Below are 17,008 nucleotides of genomic sequence, written 5' to 3' on the forward strand. Positions count from 1 at the left end.
GCTAAGGCAGGGATCGCGAAGCGCGACGACATGCGGCGCGATGACGTCGCATGAATCGGTCCCGATCCGCTGCAGGCGTTGGCGATCCCGCTGGGAGCGACGCCATCCTGGCCGTCCGCGATTTCTGCGGGACAGGCCAGGCAAGCTGCGATGACAGCCGGACCCTGCCAAATCCAGCAGGGCGTTCGGCGGTCAGCCGGTCCGATGTCGTGCCTACGCGATCTCTCGAAGACAGAGAGATCGATCAATGAAGATTTCTTCCGAGACCCTGCAGCTCCAGCCCTGCACCCACACCATCTATCGCCCGTTCGGCGGCATCGAAGGCTACCGCCTGATCAGCGATCCGGCTGGCCGGCTCGCCGTCACGACGTTCTCAACGGAGATGGCGAGGCGGCTTGCGGCGGGCTTTGATCAGTGGTCAGCGTGCTATGTGCTCGCGGGTAACGGCCAGGCCTACATCGCGCAGAGCCAGTGCGCGATGAAGTGCATCGCCGAGCACGCGGTGGATCCCGCCAAAGCTTTCGCCACCGAGGTCTTCCTGATCCATGAGCAGGAAGAGCCGCGCACGATGGATTGGTCGACCCGGCTCTACCTGGAACACCGTCTGAGCGTGCTCGTCAAAGAGGCGGGGCTGGTTCGCCTCGCCAACGCCGCGGAGCCGCGTGTTCTGCCCTGGCGTCTCGAACAGGCCGAGCGGCTCGTGGAAGAGGCCCGACGGCTCCTTTTCGACGCCGGCTGCCGAGTTCTGAACGGCAATTTCCCGAGCCAGCCGACCGCGGAAGCGAAGGGCGATGACAACCAGGATGCTGAGGAAGCCGTCGAGATCGCCTCGCCGATCGGACGGGTGCCCCTAGAACTCGAATTCGATTATTGCGGCATCTGGGCACGTGGCTCCGCCGATCATGAAGGTTTTTTCGTGGTCAAAGCGGGATCGGAGCTGCGGGCGAGGGAGAACCCGAGCTTGCGGCAGAACATCAGACGGCTGCGCGCTGATCTGCGCGGCCGGGGTGTCGTGGTTCCTATTGCTGGCGTGACGGATCGCCTGCGCCTCCAGGTCGATTGGCGATTCTTCAGCGCAGCGGTTGCAGCAAAGTTCGTGGCCGCGGCCCACGTGGCCGGCACCAAGTGGGTGCGCCCCGCAGCGCGCCCGATCGGGCGCGCTGCATAGGGGCTCGGCAAATGTCAAATATGGTCAGGCCGGGGCCGGAGCCCCGGCAAGGTGGTGCGGCCAGTCCTTCCGATCACGCTGGTGAGGGCGGCGCGCCCGTCGGGATCAGCATCGCCTGCTGTGAGACCCTGAAGCCTCCGCGCGAGGGCGGGGATGCCAAGCTCCTTGAGACCTCGTCGCCGGTCGTCCGCGCCCTGCTTCAGATCGCACCGCTGCGCTGGTGGCGATCGATGCCGGCGGATACGTATCGGGCGGCGGAGTACCTCGCCATCCGCTGCGCGCTCGACGAGGTCGCAACGCTGATCGAGGGCGCCGAGGTCGAGCCGGCCCTGCGAGGCGATGTGGATGCCGCGATCGCGCTGGTGTTGACCTTGATGCCGATCAGGCGGCTCGGCGGCATCAGGACCGATATCGGGATGACGGCCGTGCTCCGTCTCGCGCTCGAGGGCGGGTCCAGATGCGCGCTCGTGCTCGCCTATGTCATCGATCGCGCCGAGCCAGATCCCCACGGCGCCGATTTGCTGTGAGCATCATGGTTCGAATCCCGCTGCGGCCACGCCGCTCTCCGCGGCGGCTTTGCCCAAGGCGAGAGGGTGGTGCTGAACGCGCTGCGCGCATTCGATGTGCCGCGCGCCTGCGGGGAGGGCGAGGCATGACGGTTGGTCGACATGGAGCCGGCCCGAGAGGCCACAACCGGCGGGAGGCCGCCACGCAGGCATCAGGACCGTTCCATGTCCGCCTTCAATCACGGCGTGCGCGGCTCGCCCGCGACAGTCCGTCGGCCTCGCGCGGACCGGAGCGACAGCGACAACCCGATTCGAGTGCCGGGGCCCGCTCCGCACTGCAACGTCGAGATCTCAGGCCTGGAGCAACCCATGGCTGATCTCGACGACAACCGGACGGTGGCAGCCCGCCTTTCGTCCATCCCTGTAGGAGAAGAGAGTAGTATTATGTACGACGTGACAGAGGCCCAGAGGCCTCACGATGATTTTTTTGTCTCGGTCAAGACCAGGACGGCGATCCCGGTGCGACACTTGGCAATGCGCCATGCGCTGATCCAGGCCTCGCTCGATCCGCAGGTGCGCTCCATCGGCTACGTGGCGTCAGCCTGGGTCGCGTCCGAGGTGTCCTCGCTTGATGCTGTCATCGTGGAACGCGAAGACGGCCGCTATGTCCTCGACGTCGTGCCGGCGCGACGCCTGGGCGATGCCGAGGACGAGGGTCCAGTGCTGATCGCGTCGGATGAGCTTGAGCTGGAGCCGCTTGTTTTGACTGCCGAAGAGATTGCGCGCGAGCCGCGGTGCAGCAATGCGAACCTGGTTTGGTCCTACCACGACCTCGCTGTTCCGATCGGGCTCCGGCTGCGCATCCAGCAGCTCCTGCTCGACGAGCGAGCGATGCCGCTCGGCCAGCTGCTCAAGGCTGTGGCCGGCGAAAGCGATCCCGCGGCGGCGGTGATGGCGCTCGCCTGCGCCAACCTCCTCTGGCTCGATCTGCTCACGCGCCCGTTGGACCCGACCACGCTCGTTCGATGCTGCGATCTGGCGGAGCGCGCATGAGCTCCGATGATGAGACAGGTGACCTGCCGGCAGCCCTCGAAGATATCGTCTCGACAGGAGCGGCCGCCGATGCGGGTGACGGCGAGGATCGCCTGAAGGGACTGCCGCGCCTCCTGCGCTATGCCATGCTGAGCACCAACGGAGCCCAGCATGTCGCGGAGCGACTGATCGCCGAGATCCATGAGCTGTGTCCGCACCTGCCGCAGAGCGCCGCCTGGGCCTTGGAGCGCACGTTTGATACCGGGGTGGAGCTCGCAGCCGAGCTCGATCAGCGTGCCGTCATGCAAGACGAACCGAACTTGCGGAGCCTGGCCGACTGCGTCCGGCTGCTGTCGCTGCCGGCGCCGCGCAATTCTCGTCACCTCGAGGAACACCAAAGGGTCGGCAAAGCGCTGGTTCACGCGTTTTTTGAGAGCCTTGGGCCTGTGGAGAAGGAGCTCGGCTGCGACATCGAGCAGTTCACCTTCGGCTGGGCAGCGCTGCCGGCTTGCACAGGGATGCTGTCCGCCAGCGTTTCGGCAACAGCGAACGCGGTCTACATCGGAAGCCGCATGGCCGAACGCCGATTTGCTGCTGCGAAGGCAAAGATCTGGCAGCAGTTCCAGGACGAGTACCGGCAGAAAGCCAAGAAGGAAGAGGAGCAGTCCGCCGCTGGTCAAGTGCCCGCGAGCGCCGAAGCGGACGTCATTCCCGCGCGCCACGTCATGGTCGCGCGCCTGTCTGAGCTCGAGATGAAGAGCTCCAAGCTCAAGGACATCCTGGCGCCCCTCAAGCACGCCATCAACACGTCCCTGCCGCTGGTCGAGGCGCCGCCGCTGCACAAGGTCCGCAGTGCGCTGGCATTCGAGTTTCCCTGGGCCATGAATGTGATCGACTTCGCGCTCGCCGATCTCGTCGGCCGTACGACGGTCTACCTGCGCCCCCTGCTGTTGGTCGGCCCGCCCGGCGTTGCCAAGAGCCGATTCGCCAGACGACTGGGCGAGACCCTCGGCGTCAGCATTTGGCGGGAGGATGCCGCGCGCGCCGACAGCGCGGTGTTCGGTGGCACGGACCGGCGGTGGAATTCGGCCGAACCCTGCCACGCATTTCTGGCGATCGCACAGGGCAGAATCGCTAACGCGCTCGTGCTGATCGACGAATTGGAGAAGGCCGGCACGCGCTCCGACTATGGCCGCTTCTGGGACGCGTTGCTGGGCTTCCTCGAACCTGAGACCAGTGCCCGCTATCCCGATCCCGCACTTCAGACAACTGTCGATGTCTCCCACGTCTCCTACCTCGCGACCGCTAACAGCCTCGATCCGCTGCCCTCGCCGATCCGCGACAGGTTTCGCGTGGTGACGTTTCCGAGCCCCGGTCCCGACGACCTCGACGCCCTGCTGCCCGCCGTGCTGGTCGACCTCGCGCGGGAGCGCGGCCTAGATGCGGTTTGGGTCCCGCCGCTCGATGGCACCGAGCGCGCTGCGATTGCGCAGCATTGGAAGGGTGGCTCGTTGCGGCAGCTGCGCCGCATGGCCGATGCGATCCTGCGCGAGCGTGATCTGCGGGCGGCGAGAAATTGAACATGGTGAGCCCTGTGCATAGCGGCCTCCTCAACGTGCCTGCAGAGTGCTCACCGCGGGCCCATCATATCACCTCCGACGTCAGCGGTGGCCATCTGGAGCGCCCCGTCCAGCGTCGGCGAGCCCGCGCGATTCGGACAAATCGTTTATGCGAGGTCGCCTCATGAGATTACTGGATGCCCAAGTATGCGATGGGGAGTTGCTCCTCGTCCTCCACGGAGATCGCGCCGAGATGTTCACAGCCAGGGCGATGCTCGCCGATATTCTCGGAACCAGGGTTCATCTCGTCACGGCGGGAATGCTGCGCCGGATCAGGGGCGGCCAGAGGAACGTGGGGGAATCCACCCTCGATTTCCTTGCCCGGATCGCTCTCGTCGAGGCCGTCGCTGGCAGCCTTTCGGCGGACGAGCTGGTCATCGTGCGGCACCCCGACGTGCTGAGCGGGTCCCCGGTGTTCCGGGGCACGCGCGTGCCGCCGGGGCCGGTTTTCGCCACGCTGGCCGACAGATTAGCCGGCGAGATTGTGTGCCTTGGCTATCCCCAACTCTCACCGGACGAGATCAAAATGGCCCTGCAGCAGGCCTGCCGTCTGCTCGAGCGCGATGCGCCATTGATGAGTCGGAGCTGAAAAGATCGTTTGTCCCCATAGAGCGACCAGACCTAACTGCACGTGGGGCCAGAATGGCACGTTAAGGCGTTCGGCTCGGAGAGGGAGAGCTTGCAGGTACAGATCGACCTTTCGGATAAAACGACCTCGCGGCTGCATCGGGTCTCCTCCACGGACAAACAGCTCACGGCCGCCGGGTTCGAGCGCCTTCGCAGCCAGCCAGGCTCCGCGATCAGATCGCTTGCTGCAAAATCGGCGGGACAAGCGTCGAAAGCGCCGTACCGCTCCGCGGATCACCGCAAATCCTCTCTCGGATGAGAGCGGACAGCCGCTAGGATCATCGATATATCCGCCTCTTAGGGATCGTGCGCGATCGCAAGCCTTTGAACTCGCGACCGGCGGCAGCAGCGACGCAATCGCCGGCCGGCGCTTCGCCGACCCGAGCGCAGGTCGATAGCGCCGAGATGGAAGCTCAGCCCTGCGCCTCATTCACGTGAAATCAGGATTTCGAGTAATTTTCTTGCGCATTTGATGACCTAATTCCTGCCTCGCAAGTGTCTGAGTGAACTCGCGAAAATCCGATCGCACCCTCATAACGCCGGCATAATGCCCGCGCGATAGAAATTCTTCAGACTAATAAAATTGCTCGCTGATTTATTGAGGCTCTAAGGTCGATTTCTCGTCATCAAACACCAGCTTCTGTTCGCCCTAAGAATCCGGCGGGCTCGGGATGCCATTACTCGACAAGGAGCACTTACCTAAACATCGGCGCGCTCGCAGATGGCAGAGGCACAGGCCGGGTTGACATCGGCCGTGAAGCGTGTTCGTGGCGCAGGCCCGGTGCGACTTCGCCAGAAGCTGCCAGCCGAACTGCGAGATCCGGCAGCTGCCAAACCAGTACAGATTGCTGAAAGCAATAAGACTGAGCATTGCGGGAAGGCTGGGCCGCACTCGAATCTCTCCAACTAGGTAGTGCGATGAGATTGTGATCGCGTTCTCGCCCGCAATGTCGCAGTGCACCTGGTCTTTTTCATCCAAGGATGAATACAAACGAGTCTTGCCTTCAACGTGTTTCGGGGGATGTCATGACGGCGCATGCGGAGGCCAATCTGGCCGATGAGCTCACCGCGCATGCGGTTGCGAGCATTGAGGCGGCGGATCATTTCGCCCTTCCGTTCCCGCATATCGTGTTCCGCGACTTCTTCCCGGCCGATTCCTACCAGTACCGGGTGCGGCACGCCCCCGACCGAGGGGTACGATCCGATCACAGGCACGGGAACGCGCACGGCTCTGCCCCTCTATGGCGATAATGTCCGAAAAATCGAGCAGCCGCTCCGGCACGGATCGGCCGCGCTTTCGACCATGCTGACCTCAAAGGCGGTCGAAGATGCGATCCGGAACAAGCTGCGTGACGGGCTGGAAATTCGTGCCGGCGGCAACAAGCTCGCCGGCCCCGACGACGTGAGGCTGGTCGCCAAGCCGGTGGTCTACCGGATACCGACGGCTATCCGATCAAGCCGCATCCGGACAAGCGCAAGAAAGTGGTGACGATGCAGATACGCGTTCGTGGTGCTGAAGGCCTATTACTCGCTGACAAAGATGAGCTGGCACCCGCAGATCCACACCACTCAGCCCCGTATCACCATCGAGAGCGAGGACGTGGGCTCCTGATCTTCGGCGTGATCCGGTTTGCAGCGCGGCGTCCTTTGATGGCCGCGCTACGCATCGGGTCTAATTGCCGGATCATAGATTCTTACAGGTGTTTTGCCCGACGCGTAAATTATTTCGCTAAATCCGCAGCGCGCGAAGTCGTGCCCGTCGGTCCTTTGCATGGTATTGTTCTCCAAAAATTGATCGGGAGCCGCCCGCCGATGGCGACGGGCGGTCGTGGCCGCATCGCTCAGCCCGCGTTGGCCTTCAACCGGGCGGCTTCGATGCCGGCCACCGCGCAGGCCTCGTCATTATCGGACGTATCGCCGGACACGCCGACGGCGCCGAGCAGCGTTGCACCATCCATGATCAGGACGCCGCCGGGCACGGGCACCAGCGCGCCCTTGGCGATGGTGTTCACGGCGTCGATGAAAAAGGCCTGCTCCTGGGCGCGCTGGAACAGCGCCCGCGAGCCCATGCCCATGGCGAGTGCGCCATAGGCCTTGCCATGCGCGATCTCGCCGCGCATGAGGCTGGTGCCGTCCTGCGCCGCGGCGAGCTTGAGCACGCCGCGCGCGTCGAGGATGGTGACGACCAGCGGCTTCAGCTTGAGTTCGCTGGCCTTCGCGAAGACGGCGTCGAGGATCTTGCGGGCGGTGTCGAGGGTGAGGTCAGCCATGGCTGGTTTCCTTTGCAGCAGTTGAGGTGGAATTGGTCTCAGTACGATCGAGGCTCATCGCCAGCACGCGCGCGACGTGAAGCGCCTCGCGCTGGGCGCCGTCGTGGATCTGGTGGCGGCAGGAGGTGCCGTCGGCAACGACCAGCGTCGTCGGGTCTGCGCGCCGCACGGCGGGCAGCAGCGACAGCTCGGCCATCTCGATCGAGGCATCATAGGTGTCGGCGCCATAGCCGAACGCGCCGGCCATGCCGCAGCAGCTCGATTCGATGGTCTCGACCGCAAGGCCCGGGACGAGGCGCAGCACCTGCTCGACCGGCTTGAAGGCGCCGAAGGATTTTTGATGGCAATGGCCGTGCACGACGGCCTTCTCAGCGACGGTGCCGAGGGGCAATTGCAGCCGGCCAGCCTCGGCCTCGCGCACCAGAAATTCCTCGAAGGTCAGCGCGTGCGCGCCGACCGCCTTGGCGTCGTTGTCCTTGCGCAGCGAGGCGAGCTCGTCGCGCAGCGTCAACAGGCAGCTCGGCTCGAGGCCGACGATCGGCACGCCGCGCGCGGCAAAGGGCGCAAAGGCAGCGACCAGCCGATCGAGCTCGACCCTGGCTTCATCGACGAGGCCGGCGGAGAGGAAGGTGCGGCCGCAGCACAGCGGGCGGCTGCCGCTCAGCGCCTTCGGCAGATGCACGCGATAACCGCCGGCCGTGAGCACGCGCAAGGCGGCATCGAGGTTCTCGCGCTCATAGATGCGATTGAAGGTGTCGGCGAACAGCACGACCTCACGGCCATCAACGGGCCCGACCACGTCAGCCGCTGGCGCAAAAACGTCGCTGCGGAAGGCGGGCAGGGCGCGGCGCGCGCTGATGCCGGCAAAGCGTTCGAACAGCTTTCGGAGCAGCGGGCTGCGGTTGCGCAAATTGGCCAGCGGCGCCAGTCGCGATGCAAAGCCGGCATAGCGCGGGAGATAACCGACCAGGCGGTCGCGCAATCTCAGGCCGTGCGAGGCGGCACGCGCGGCCAGCACCTCGATCTTCATCTTGGCCATGTCGACGCCGGTCGGGCATTCGTGGCGGCAGGCCTTGCAGGAGACGCAGAGTTTCAGCGTATCCATCATCTCGTCGGAAGACAGCGCGCCGGGGCCGAGCTGGCCGGAGATCGCGAGCCGCAGCGTGTTGGCACGCCCGCGCGTGACATCCTTCTCGTTGCGCGTGGCGCGGTAGGACGGGCACATCACGCCGCCCTCGAGCTTTCGGCAGGCGCCGTTGTTGTTGCACATCTCGACCGCGCCCTGGAAGCCGCCGCCCGCGCCGGGATAAGCCGACCAGTCGAGCTTCGTCTTCAGCTCGCCGACGCGATAGTCGGGCTTGAAGCGGAACAGCGAGCGGTCGTCCATCTTCGGTGCGTCGACGATCTTGCCTGGATTGAGCGTGCCATCGGCATCGAAGCGCTGCTTCACCTCGCGGAAGTCGGCAACGAGGCGTTCGCCGAACATCGTCTCGTGAAACTCGGAGCGCACCAAGCCGTCGCCATGCTCGCCGGAATGCGAGCCCTTGTACTCGCGCACCAGCGCGAAGGCCTCTTCGGCGATGGCGCGCATCGCCTTGACGTCCTTCTCCAGCTTCAAATTCAGCACCGGGCGCACGTGCAGGCAGCCCTCGGAGGCGTGCGCATACATCGTGCCGCTGGTGCCGTGCTTCGCAAACACCTCGTTCAGTCGTGCGGTGTAGTCGGCGAGGTGCGGCAGCGGCACCGCGCAATCCTCGACGAAAGAGACCGGCTTGCCCTCCTGCTTCATCGACATCATGACGTTGAGGCCGGCGGCGCGGAAATCGGCGATGCCGCTCTGCAATCCAGGCTCGGTGATTTCGACCACGCCGCCCCATTTGCGTTTGTCGTTGGTCCAGCCGAAGCCGAGATCGCCCATGAGCTCACCGAGCTGTTTCAGGCGCACAAGATTATCGGCCTGGTCCTCCTCGGCGAACTCGACCACCAGCACGGCGTCCGGATCGCCCTTGATCGCGGTGGAGATAATGGGGCGGAACATCGCGATCTCGCGGCCGAGCGCGAGCATGGTGCGGTCGACCAGCTCGACCGCGATCGGCTTCAGCTTGACGAGATGCTGGGCCGCATCCATCGCCTCGTAGAAGCTGCCGAAATGGCAGACGCCCAGCGCCTTGTTGCGGATCACGGGCCACAGCTTCAGCTCGACTTTGGTGGTGAAGGCCAACGTGCCCTCGGAGCCGACCAGGAGGTGCGCCATGTTGTTGCGCGCATTGCGCGGCACCAGCGCATCGAGATTGTAGCCGCCGACGCGGCGCTGCACTTTGGGAAAGCGCGCGGCGATCTCATCGGCCTCGCGCGTGCCGAGATCGAGCATGTCGCGGAATAGGGCGCGTGCGCTGTTGCCGGCGTCGAGATCGGAGAGATCGCGCGAGACCTCGCCGTAACGGCTCAGCGTGCCGTCGGCGAGGGCGGCCTCCATCGACAGTGTGTTGTCGCGCATGGTGCCGTAGCGCAAGCTGCGTCCGCCGCAGGAATTGTTGCCGGCCATGCCGCCGATGGTGGCGCGCGAGGCCGTGGAGACGTCGACCGGGAACCACAGGCCATGTTTTTTGAGCTGGCGGTTGAGATCGTCGAGCACGATGCCGGGCTCGACCACGCAGGTGCGGCCTTCGACGTCGAGCGAGAGGATGCGGTTCAGGTGTTTCGATAGATCGACCACGATCCCGTCATTGACGGTCTGGCCGCATTGCGAGGTGCCGCCGCCGCGCGGGGTGACCTTGCGGCCCTCGTCGCGGGCGATCGCCAGCGCCAGCAAGGCCTCGTCCATGGTCTTGGGTACGACCACGCCGGCCGGCACGATCTGGTAGAACGAGGCGTCGGTGGCGTAGCGGCCACGGCTGAAGCGGTCGAACAGGACATCGCCGGTGATTTCCCGGGCCAGGCGTGCCGCCAGGCCGCCCTTTTGAGCCGATTCCAGTGATTTTCCAGCCACTTCCGCCGCCATGGTCCGCTTTCGCCTGTTCGCCGGCACCGTCTTGCCTCCCGTCACGGCCCTTGGCAAGCGAGCCTTGCTTCTTGGGCATTGACGGACCTCGCCGGGCGAGGGACAAGCCCGGCGAATAGTGATATGCGAGCGGCTCGCGGGAGCCCCGAATTCGGGCCCCCGACGCTCACGTCGAGACAAGCCTCAAAGACCGGGAAGGACGCCGATGACCGTGCACACTGGAAGGCATTTCTTACAGATTCCAGGACCGACGAACGTGCCCGACCGGGTGCTGCGGGCGATGGACATGCCGACGCTGGACCATCGCGGTCCGGAGTTCGCCGAGCTCGGTTTTGCGGTTCTTGCCTCGATGCAGCGGGTGTTCCGCACCAAGCAGCCCGTGATCATTTTCCCCTCGTCCGGCACCGGCGCCTGGGAAGCGGCGATGGTCAACGTGTTCGCGCCCGGCGACAAGCTCCTGATGTGCGAGACCGGCCAGTTCGCCGTGCTGTGGCGCGGCATCGCCGACAAGTTCAAGTTCGACGTCGACTTCATTCCGAGCGACTGGCGTCACGGCGCCGACCTCGCCGAGATCGAGAAGCGCCTCGTCGCCGACAAGCAGCACGCGATCAAGGCCGTCTGCGTCGTGCACAACGAGACCTCGACCGGCTGCGTGACGCCGCCACTGGAGGTGCGCAAGCTGCTCGACCGCGTCAAGCATCCGGCGCTGCTGATGGTCGATACCATCTCCGGCCTCGGCTCGATGGAATATGAGCACGACGCCTGGGGCATCGACGTCTCGGTCGCCGGCTCCCAGAAGGGCCTGATGCTGCCGCCCGGCCTCGGCTTCAACGCCGTCTCGGAGAAAGCGCTGGCCGTGGCCAAGGCCAACCCCGGCATGCGCTCCTACTGGGATTGGCAGGAGGTCATCAACTTCAACAAGCTCGGCACCTTCCCCTATACGCCCGCCACCAACCTGCTCTACGGCCTGCGCGAAGCGGTCAAGATGCTGGAAGAGGAGGGGCTGGAGAACGTCTGGACCCGCCACAAGCGCCACAGCGCGGCGACACGCGCCGCGATCAAGGTCTGGGGCCTGGAGACGCAGTGCGCCGACCCGGCTGCACACTCGCCGGCGCTGACCGGCGTGCGCGTGCCTGATAGCCACGACGCCGACGCCTTCCGCAAGGTTGTGCTGGAGAACTTCGACATGTCGCTCGGCACCGGCCTGAACAAGGTCAAGGGCAAGGTCTTCCGCATCGGTCATATCGGCCACTTCAACGATCTGATGCTGATGGGTACGCTCGCCGGCGTCGAGATGGGCCTGGATCTGGCAAAAATTCCGCACCGGAGCGGCGGCGTGTTGGCGGCCATGGACGTCCTGAAGGGACGCGACGCGGTGCCGATGACCAAGGCTCAGGTGGCTTAACGCCTCGGCAGGCCTCGACGAACTTAAGAGAAGAGAGCGCGCGATGAACGCACCGACGACTGCCAACGAAGACCTGCTCTACTCCGTCACGGACGGCATCGCGCGGATCACCTTCAACCGCCCGCAGGCGCGCAACGCAATGACCTTCGCCATGTATGATCGCATGGCGGAGATCTGCCAGGAGATCAACGCGGACCGTTCGATCAAGGCGCTGATCCTGACCGGCGCCGGCGACAAGGCGTTTGCCTCCGGCACCGACATTTCCCAGTTCCGTGCGTTCAAGACCGCGCAGGACGCACTCGACTACGAGGTCCGCATCGACCGCGTGCTCGGCACGCTCGAGCAGTGCCGCGTCCCCGTGATCGCGGCCATCGCCGGCGCCTGCACCGGCGGCGGCGCCGGCATCGCGGCCTGCTGCGACCTGCGCATCGGCACCGAGACGACGCGGATGGGCTTTCCGATCGCGCGCACGCTCGGCAACTGCCTGTCGATGTCCAACATCAGCCGCGTCGTGGCGCTGGTGGGTCCCGCCCGCACCAAGGATCTGATCTTCAAGGCGCGGCTCGTCGAGGCGCCGGAGGCGCTGGCGCTTGGCCTCCTCAATGAGGTCGTGCCCGACGTCGAGACGCTGCAGCGCCGCGCCGACGAGACCGCAAAGCTCGTCGCCAGCCACGCGCCGCTCACGCTGGAAGCGACCAAGGAAGCGGTGCGCCGCATCCGCCGCACGCTGTCGCGCGAAGAGGGCGAGGACTTGATCCTGAAGGCCTATATGAGCGAAGATTTTCGCGAGGGCATGGACGCCTTCCTCAACAAGCGTACGCCGAACTGGAAGGGCAAGTAGCCCGCGTTGTTGGCCGGCTGCGCCATATTAGGGCGTGTACTCGTAAAGGCGCAGACGTCGGCTTTGAGATCTAAGCAGAAATTTTCTGCTCAATCAGAGCGTTGCTGCTTCTTGACCGCTGGTGGGCGCCTGTTGCGAGTCTTTGAGGAGCCGCAGCGCCGCAGCCGTGACGAGACCCGTGGCGAGCAGGTACACGGGGGATATGTCCCAGCCGGGTCCTTCGAAGACCAGATAGGAGAACAATCCCGCGGCCGACACGATGAAGCCGACCCAGGCTAGCTTCGGTAGGCGAAATCGACGTTCGCTCCGCCAAAGATCAAGCGCGAGGTAGTACGCGAGAAGGCTGTTGCAGAGTGCCGCCGGCAGCACCCCCAGGACGATTCCGGTTTCAAACGCGAGATAGGATAACACGCCGTCGACCTGAGCAATCACCGCGAAGGGCAAATAGCGCGGATTGAGGCAGGCCAGTGCGATCGACGCAAGCTCAAACGCGTAGAAGTACCGCTCGTGCATCTTCGGGAGCAAATACGGCATGAGCATAAGCGATACACATGCGGCCAGCAGAATAAACTCCGGCCCCGCCCGTTGAGAGCGCGCGATGAAAATCGATAAGGCGAGTCCGCTCGCCGCCGCGAGCACCATGCCGACGGCGACCCCGATCGCGTACGGCATTCCTCCAGCCAACACCCAGATGTTCGCTGCGTTCATGGTGAGGCGATTGAATGTGTGAGCTTGGTCCAAATAGACCGCAAACACGGAGACTAACGATCTGCCGGCGACGAGAACCGGTATCGCGAGAACCACGTAGATCCCGGGAACGGTAGCTAGCCACGCCAGGTGGATCCGGCGGCGCAACATCATGCCGAGCACGAAGGGTCCCAGGAACACGCCCTGAGCCTTCACAGAAAACGCCATCGCAAATGGCGCAACGCCATTTCGGTCCCGCATGAAAAGCGCCACGGAAACCAGGGTGAAGAAGGTCCAGATCGAATCGGCCTGCCCCCACAATGCGCCATTGAAGATCACCGTAGGTGCAAGCCAAACCGCGCAGAAGGCCACGCACGCGCGCAACGGTACCTTTGTCGCTCGCCAGACCATCTGGGCGACGACGAGCGCACAGCCCAGCTCGAATACTCCCGAGATCGCTTTCACGAGCGACAGTGGCTGTCCCAGCCAATCAAAATGGGCGGCGATCAGCAGGAGATAGCTATAAACCGGGGTGTAGTTGGTGAAAGGTTCGGCCAGTGCAGCATTACCGTGATCTCGAGCAAAGGCATACCACGGGATCAGGAACTGAATGGCGTCGTCGGTGGCGTGCTCCCGGGCGAAGTAACGGAGCCCAAGGCCTGCAAACCCGGCCCCCATCACTAGGCCGATGGCAAGCGGCGAGTACGTGTGCAACGTCTCGTTAGGCCTGATGCAGAGGCCGGGATCGGCCGACGTGCCAATAGTCTCTTTTTTCACGCGATCGCTTTTGCTTTTGAAGTCTTTGAAGGGCGTTGCGACTTCATTTTGCTTTCAACCTAAAGGAGCAATCATTTCCAGTTTCATAAGGAGCGGTTCTGCCATGTGCAATTTCTCTCAGAAGAATTGTTTGGTTAGCAAAGCTTTGGTGGAACTGATGATCGTTTAAGTTGGCCGGAAGCGGGGACGCAGTTCGCATTGGGCCGCCTTCATGGTCCTCACGCCCCCGCGTGCGGCCGTGGAAGATGCGTTGATGCAGGTCGCCCGTGAGCATCAGTTGCGCGTCCTCGTGTGGATTGAAGGCCGCGCCGGTCGCAAGGGCCTTCGCCTGATCTCAGGGGCTACCGGTGAGCCGCCGCGTATGTCTGCTTATCCCCAGCCAAGCCAGATATTTGAAAAGGACATGGAAGCACGACGGCCGCAATAAATCAGTTTTCGCATTCTATGTTCAACAGCGGCCAGATACGCCAGCCTGCAAATAGCCCCCACGCTCCGTGGCGGCCCGAGCATCGGGCCGGGGGGCATGATGCTGGGGCCTCCGGACAGGCTATTGCCTCATGGGACTGAGGCCTTCACCGAATCCAAAGCACGACGCCAACCGTTCCGTTGTTGCCGAATATTCCCGAATGTGTGTCAAAACTCACACAGGTCTGCTGACAAGCAGAAAGGCCGCAAAGGTCGGACAAGAACGGCCCCTGCGGCCGATACCGCGTCGTTCCGCACGATCGGCGGGGCGGCTGAACCTAAGCATATCGCGCGCCAGCCTCGCCACGATCTTAGTCCGTCATTAGCGAGAACCTGTCAGTGTTGCTCTTGGGACGGGGCCGTGGGGGACAAACCTGCTGACGCTATTCGAAGATCGCCAGCAACTGTCAATAGTCCGGCCCGCTCAATATCATCGGAAGCCTCGGCCGCAAGCTCTAAGCAAAATCGTTCGAGACGATGAAACTCCTTGAGATCTCGGTTCATCGCCAATCCGCACCCCCGCTGCCAACTTAAATGGACGTTGAGGTCTCATGGTGAAAAAGTCTCTAACTTGTTATGCCGGTGCCATAAAGAGCCCCGCCAGCATGATCGTCTGCGCTAGTCCTGGACTGCCTCAATGATCCTCTTTCGATGACATGGCAGGCGTGAGATGAACCGTGAGATTCGAAACTTGAACACTAAAATTGCGATCGCAGTGCCGATCGCAATGCAGGTGGCGATCACGATGGCTGTAGTCCTCTTAGTCGGAACACGGGGATGGGACGACGGCGCGATCACACTCGCTTACTCGAAGACCTTCGCTGCGACCGGCCGCATCGCACTGACGCCGCTTTCGGAACAGGTGGAGGGGTTTTCCACTATCGCGTGGTTCCTAATTAATTCGTTCGTCGCCCTGTTCCAGCCGAGCTTTGCTACTGCCATCGCCGTTGCTCAGGGCATGACGGGGCTCTTCTTCTGCCTTTCAATCCTTCAGATCTGGTTGCTAACCAAGGATCTTAAACTCGATAAGTTCGCCTCGACCCTGTTGCTCTCGACCTACGCTGCTCTCGGAATGTCTTTGAGCGAAATCGCGAACGGAATGGAAATGCCGCTCTTGTGTTTCACGGGGGTTGGGGTCGTGCGGAATTTATATTTTCGTCCAAATCTGTTGCAGGCTGCAGCCTTCGGGAGTGTGTTCCTCCTTACTCGTTTTGAGGCATTGGTCTACTACGCATTCATCCTTGCACCGCTTTTATACGAGCGCCGGACCAAAGACTTCGTGATCCTGGCGCTTACGGGCACGGCAGTGCTGGGTGGGACAGAGGCCCTGCGGCTCTGGCTTTTCTCGGATTGGGTTCCTAACACCATCTACGCCAAAATGCAGCCTCCCTACCACGAAGACAACCTAAGGGAGTTAGTCAAAAAGGTCTCTGCGGCATTCGAGGTCGTAAGGGCGATGCCACTGTTGTTCTCGTCTATAGCTATCATAGCGTATTTGCACTTTGCTTGCTTTTTAGACGCGTTTAATCAGCGAACGGAGCTATTCACCAAGTCGCTATATCTCTTTGCCCCCATGTTCGGAGTAATTGCATTCAACTCTGCAATAGGGACTAATTGGGGTTACGTGGGGCGAATGCAAACGCTCGCTTTCCCGTTTGCACTTCTTTTACTCGGGTTTTGGTCTAAGAAACTCGAGTTGTTTCGCAGTGAACTGCAACGCTCATATGTTTTGATTGCCGCAATAGTAACGGTTGTAGTCAGCTGGTGGTCAAGCGCCAAGCCGCCGCTCTCGCAAGCTTATCTGACAATCAGATCGCAGGCACAGTCTGCTCCATTCGGTGTAACGCCCGCATCCTACCGGCTCACCGGACTTGCCGTGGATCGGATCCGGGAATTGACAGGCAGGGCGAGTATTAGCTTTCTGACGCCCGACGTGGGTGGTGTCGGCCTTTGTTGCTCACGCGTGAGGATCGTGGATTTAGGCCTTCTCGCGAACCGAATCCTTGCCCATCAAGGGTACGGCGCACTAGACGACGTCATATCTACCGAGCCCCCCGAGGTAATCGAGGCGCATGAGATGTGGGCAGAGATTCCAATGCTCTACAAGCTAGCGTCGTTTACTCGGTCATATGAACCCCTCATCATTGACAACATACGAATGTATGTTCGTCGTGACGTAGCAAAAGAACTGTTGGTCGGCGGCTTTGCTGTAACTTGCAGCCTAGAGGATAATGACTGCCGGTCGCGGGCGCTAATTGAGCACCGGTATGCGCTTTATTCGACAAAGGATGACGACTTCGAGTTCCTGAAGAGTGGTTATTTTTTCGATGTCACTTCGCGTTGAAGGAGGCATTTTCGGCAGAGCCGATTGCGCGGCGGCGTGGGATTCAGCATTGGTCCGCGCCGCCGCCGCTGCTGTATTGGAAACCAAAAGTGGCACTACCGTTTGATCAAGCCGCTTTTGCCGGACAAGGCGCGGGCGTTAGGATAATCCTCGATGTCTCCGGCCGGTGGCAGGCGGGAGAGTAGTGCGGCGCAATCAAGCCACCTTCTGCTGGTCGTCGATAGGCTCGGCCACCAATTTAACGCCGAGCGCGTTCATTGCCTTGG

12 protein-coding genes are annotated in these 17,008 nt (G+C 62.8%); 9 read left to right on the plus strand and 3 right to left on the minus strand.

The features are described 5' to 3' along the window. Positions 1–247 precede the first annotated feature (247 nt). The 6 genes from BM190_RS28225 to BM190_RS28250 all read left to right on the plus strand — a co-directional run bounded on the left by BM190_RS28225 (position 248) and on the right by BM190_RS28250 (position 6,441). Positions 248–1,168, plus strand: a complete 921-nt coding sequence (locus BM190_RS28225) for a DUF4357 domain-containing protein (protein WP_092260935.1) — start codon at positions 248–250, stop codon at positions 1,166–1,168. Positions 1,169–1,179: 11 nt separating this feature from the next. Continuing rightward, entirely contained in the window at positions 1,180–1,695 is a 516-nt protein-coding gene (locus tag BM190_RS28230) for a hypothetical protein (protein WP_143109095.1), read from the plus strand. Between the two features lie 348 nt (positions 1,696–2,043). Then, the gene (locus tag BM190_RS28235) at positions 2,044–2,727 is read left to right on the plus strand and encodes a hypothetical protein (protein WP_244550752.1); all 684 of its coding nucleotides are present in this window, start codon (positions 2,044–2,046) and stop codon (positions 2,725–2,727) included. Beyond that, the gene (locus BM190_RS28240) at positions 2,724–4,286 is read left to right on the plus strand and encodes an AAA family ATPase (protein ID WP_177237331.1); all 1,563 of its coding nucleotides are present in this window, start codon (positions 2,724–2,726) and stop codon (positions 4,284–4,286) included. The genes BM190_RS28235 and BM190_RS28240 overlap by 4 nt, the downstream gene beginning before the upstream one ends. Before the next feature lie 163 nt (positions 4,287–4,449). After that, positions 4,450–4,914 (plus strand): DUF433 domain-containing protein, encoded by a 465-nt coding sequence (locus tag BM190_RS28245; RefSeq protein WP_177237332.1) that lies wholly within the window; start codon positions 4,450–4,452, stop codon positions 4,912–4,914. Between the two features lie 1,095 nt (positions 4,915–6,009). Then, a complete protein-coding gene (locus tag BM190_RS28250) occupies positions 6,010–6,441 on the plus strand; it encodes a hypothetical protein (RefSeq protein ID WP_244550753.1) in 432 nt (143 codons plus the stop codon). 352 nt (positions 6,442–6,793) lie between these two features. Here BM190_RS28250 and BM190_RS28255 read toward each other — a convergent pair whose 3' ends face one another. Beyond that, a complete protein-coding gene (locus BM190_RS28255; RefSeq protein WP_092260944.1) occupies positions 6,794–7,222 on the minus strand; it encodes a GlcG/HbpS family heme-binding protein in 429 nt (142 codons plus the stop codon). Continuing rightward, positions 7,215–10,223 (minus strand): FAD-binding and (Fe-S)-binding domain-containing protein, encoded by a 3,009-nt coding sequence (locus BM190_RS28260; RefSeq protein WP_177237358.1) that lies wholly within the window; start codon positions 10,221–10,223, stop codon positions 7,215–7,217. The genes BM190_RS28255 and BM190_RS28260 overlap by 8 nt, the downstream gene beginning before the upstream one ends. 205 nt (positions 10,224–10,428) lie before the next feature. Here BM190_RS28260 and BM190_RS28265 point away from each other — a divergent pair, with 205 nt between their 5' ends. After that, positions 10,429–11,628, plus strand: a complete 1,200-nt coding sequence (locus BM190_RS28265) for a pyridoxal-phosphate-dependent aminotransferase family protein (RefSeq protein ID WP_092260946.1) — start codon at positions 10,429–10,431, stop codon at positions 11,626–11,628. Positions 11,629–11,671: 43 nt separating this feature from the next. Continuing rightward, positions 11,672–12,469 (plus strand): enoyl-CoA hydratase/isomerase family protein, encoded by a 798-nt coding sequence (locus tag BM190_RS28270; RefSeq protein ID WP_092260948.1) that lies wholly within the window; start codon positions 11,672–11,674, stop codon positions 12,467–12,469. Between the two features lie 93 nt (positions 12,470–12,562). Here BM190_RS28270 and BM190_RS28275 read toward each other — a convergent pair whose 3' ends face one another. Further along, positions 12,563–13,933, minus strand: a complete 1,371-nt coding sequence (locus tag BM190_RS28275; protein WP_092260950.1) for a putative hexosyltransferase — start codon at positions 13,931–13,933, stop codon at positions 12,563–12,565. A 1,135-nt stretch (positions 13,934–15,068) separates the two neighbouring features. Between BM190_RS28275 and BM190_RS28285 the strand changes: the two genes are divergently transcribed. Beyond that, positions 15,069–16,742 (plus strand): hypothetical protein, encoded by a 1,674-nt coding sequence (locus tag BM190_RS28285; RefSeq protein WP_143109096.1) that lies wholly within the window; start codon positions 15,069–15,071, stop codon positions 16,740–16,742. The last annotated feature ends 266 nt before the right edge of the window (positions 16,743–17,008 follow it).

This window comes from Bradyrhizobium sp. Rc3b, from assembly GCF_900114915.1.
Lineage (GTDB): Bacteria > Pseudomonadota > Alphaproteobacteria > Rhizobiales > Xanthobacteraceae > Bradyrhizobium.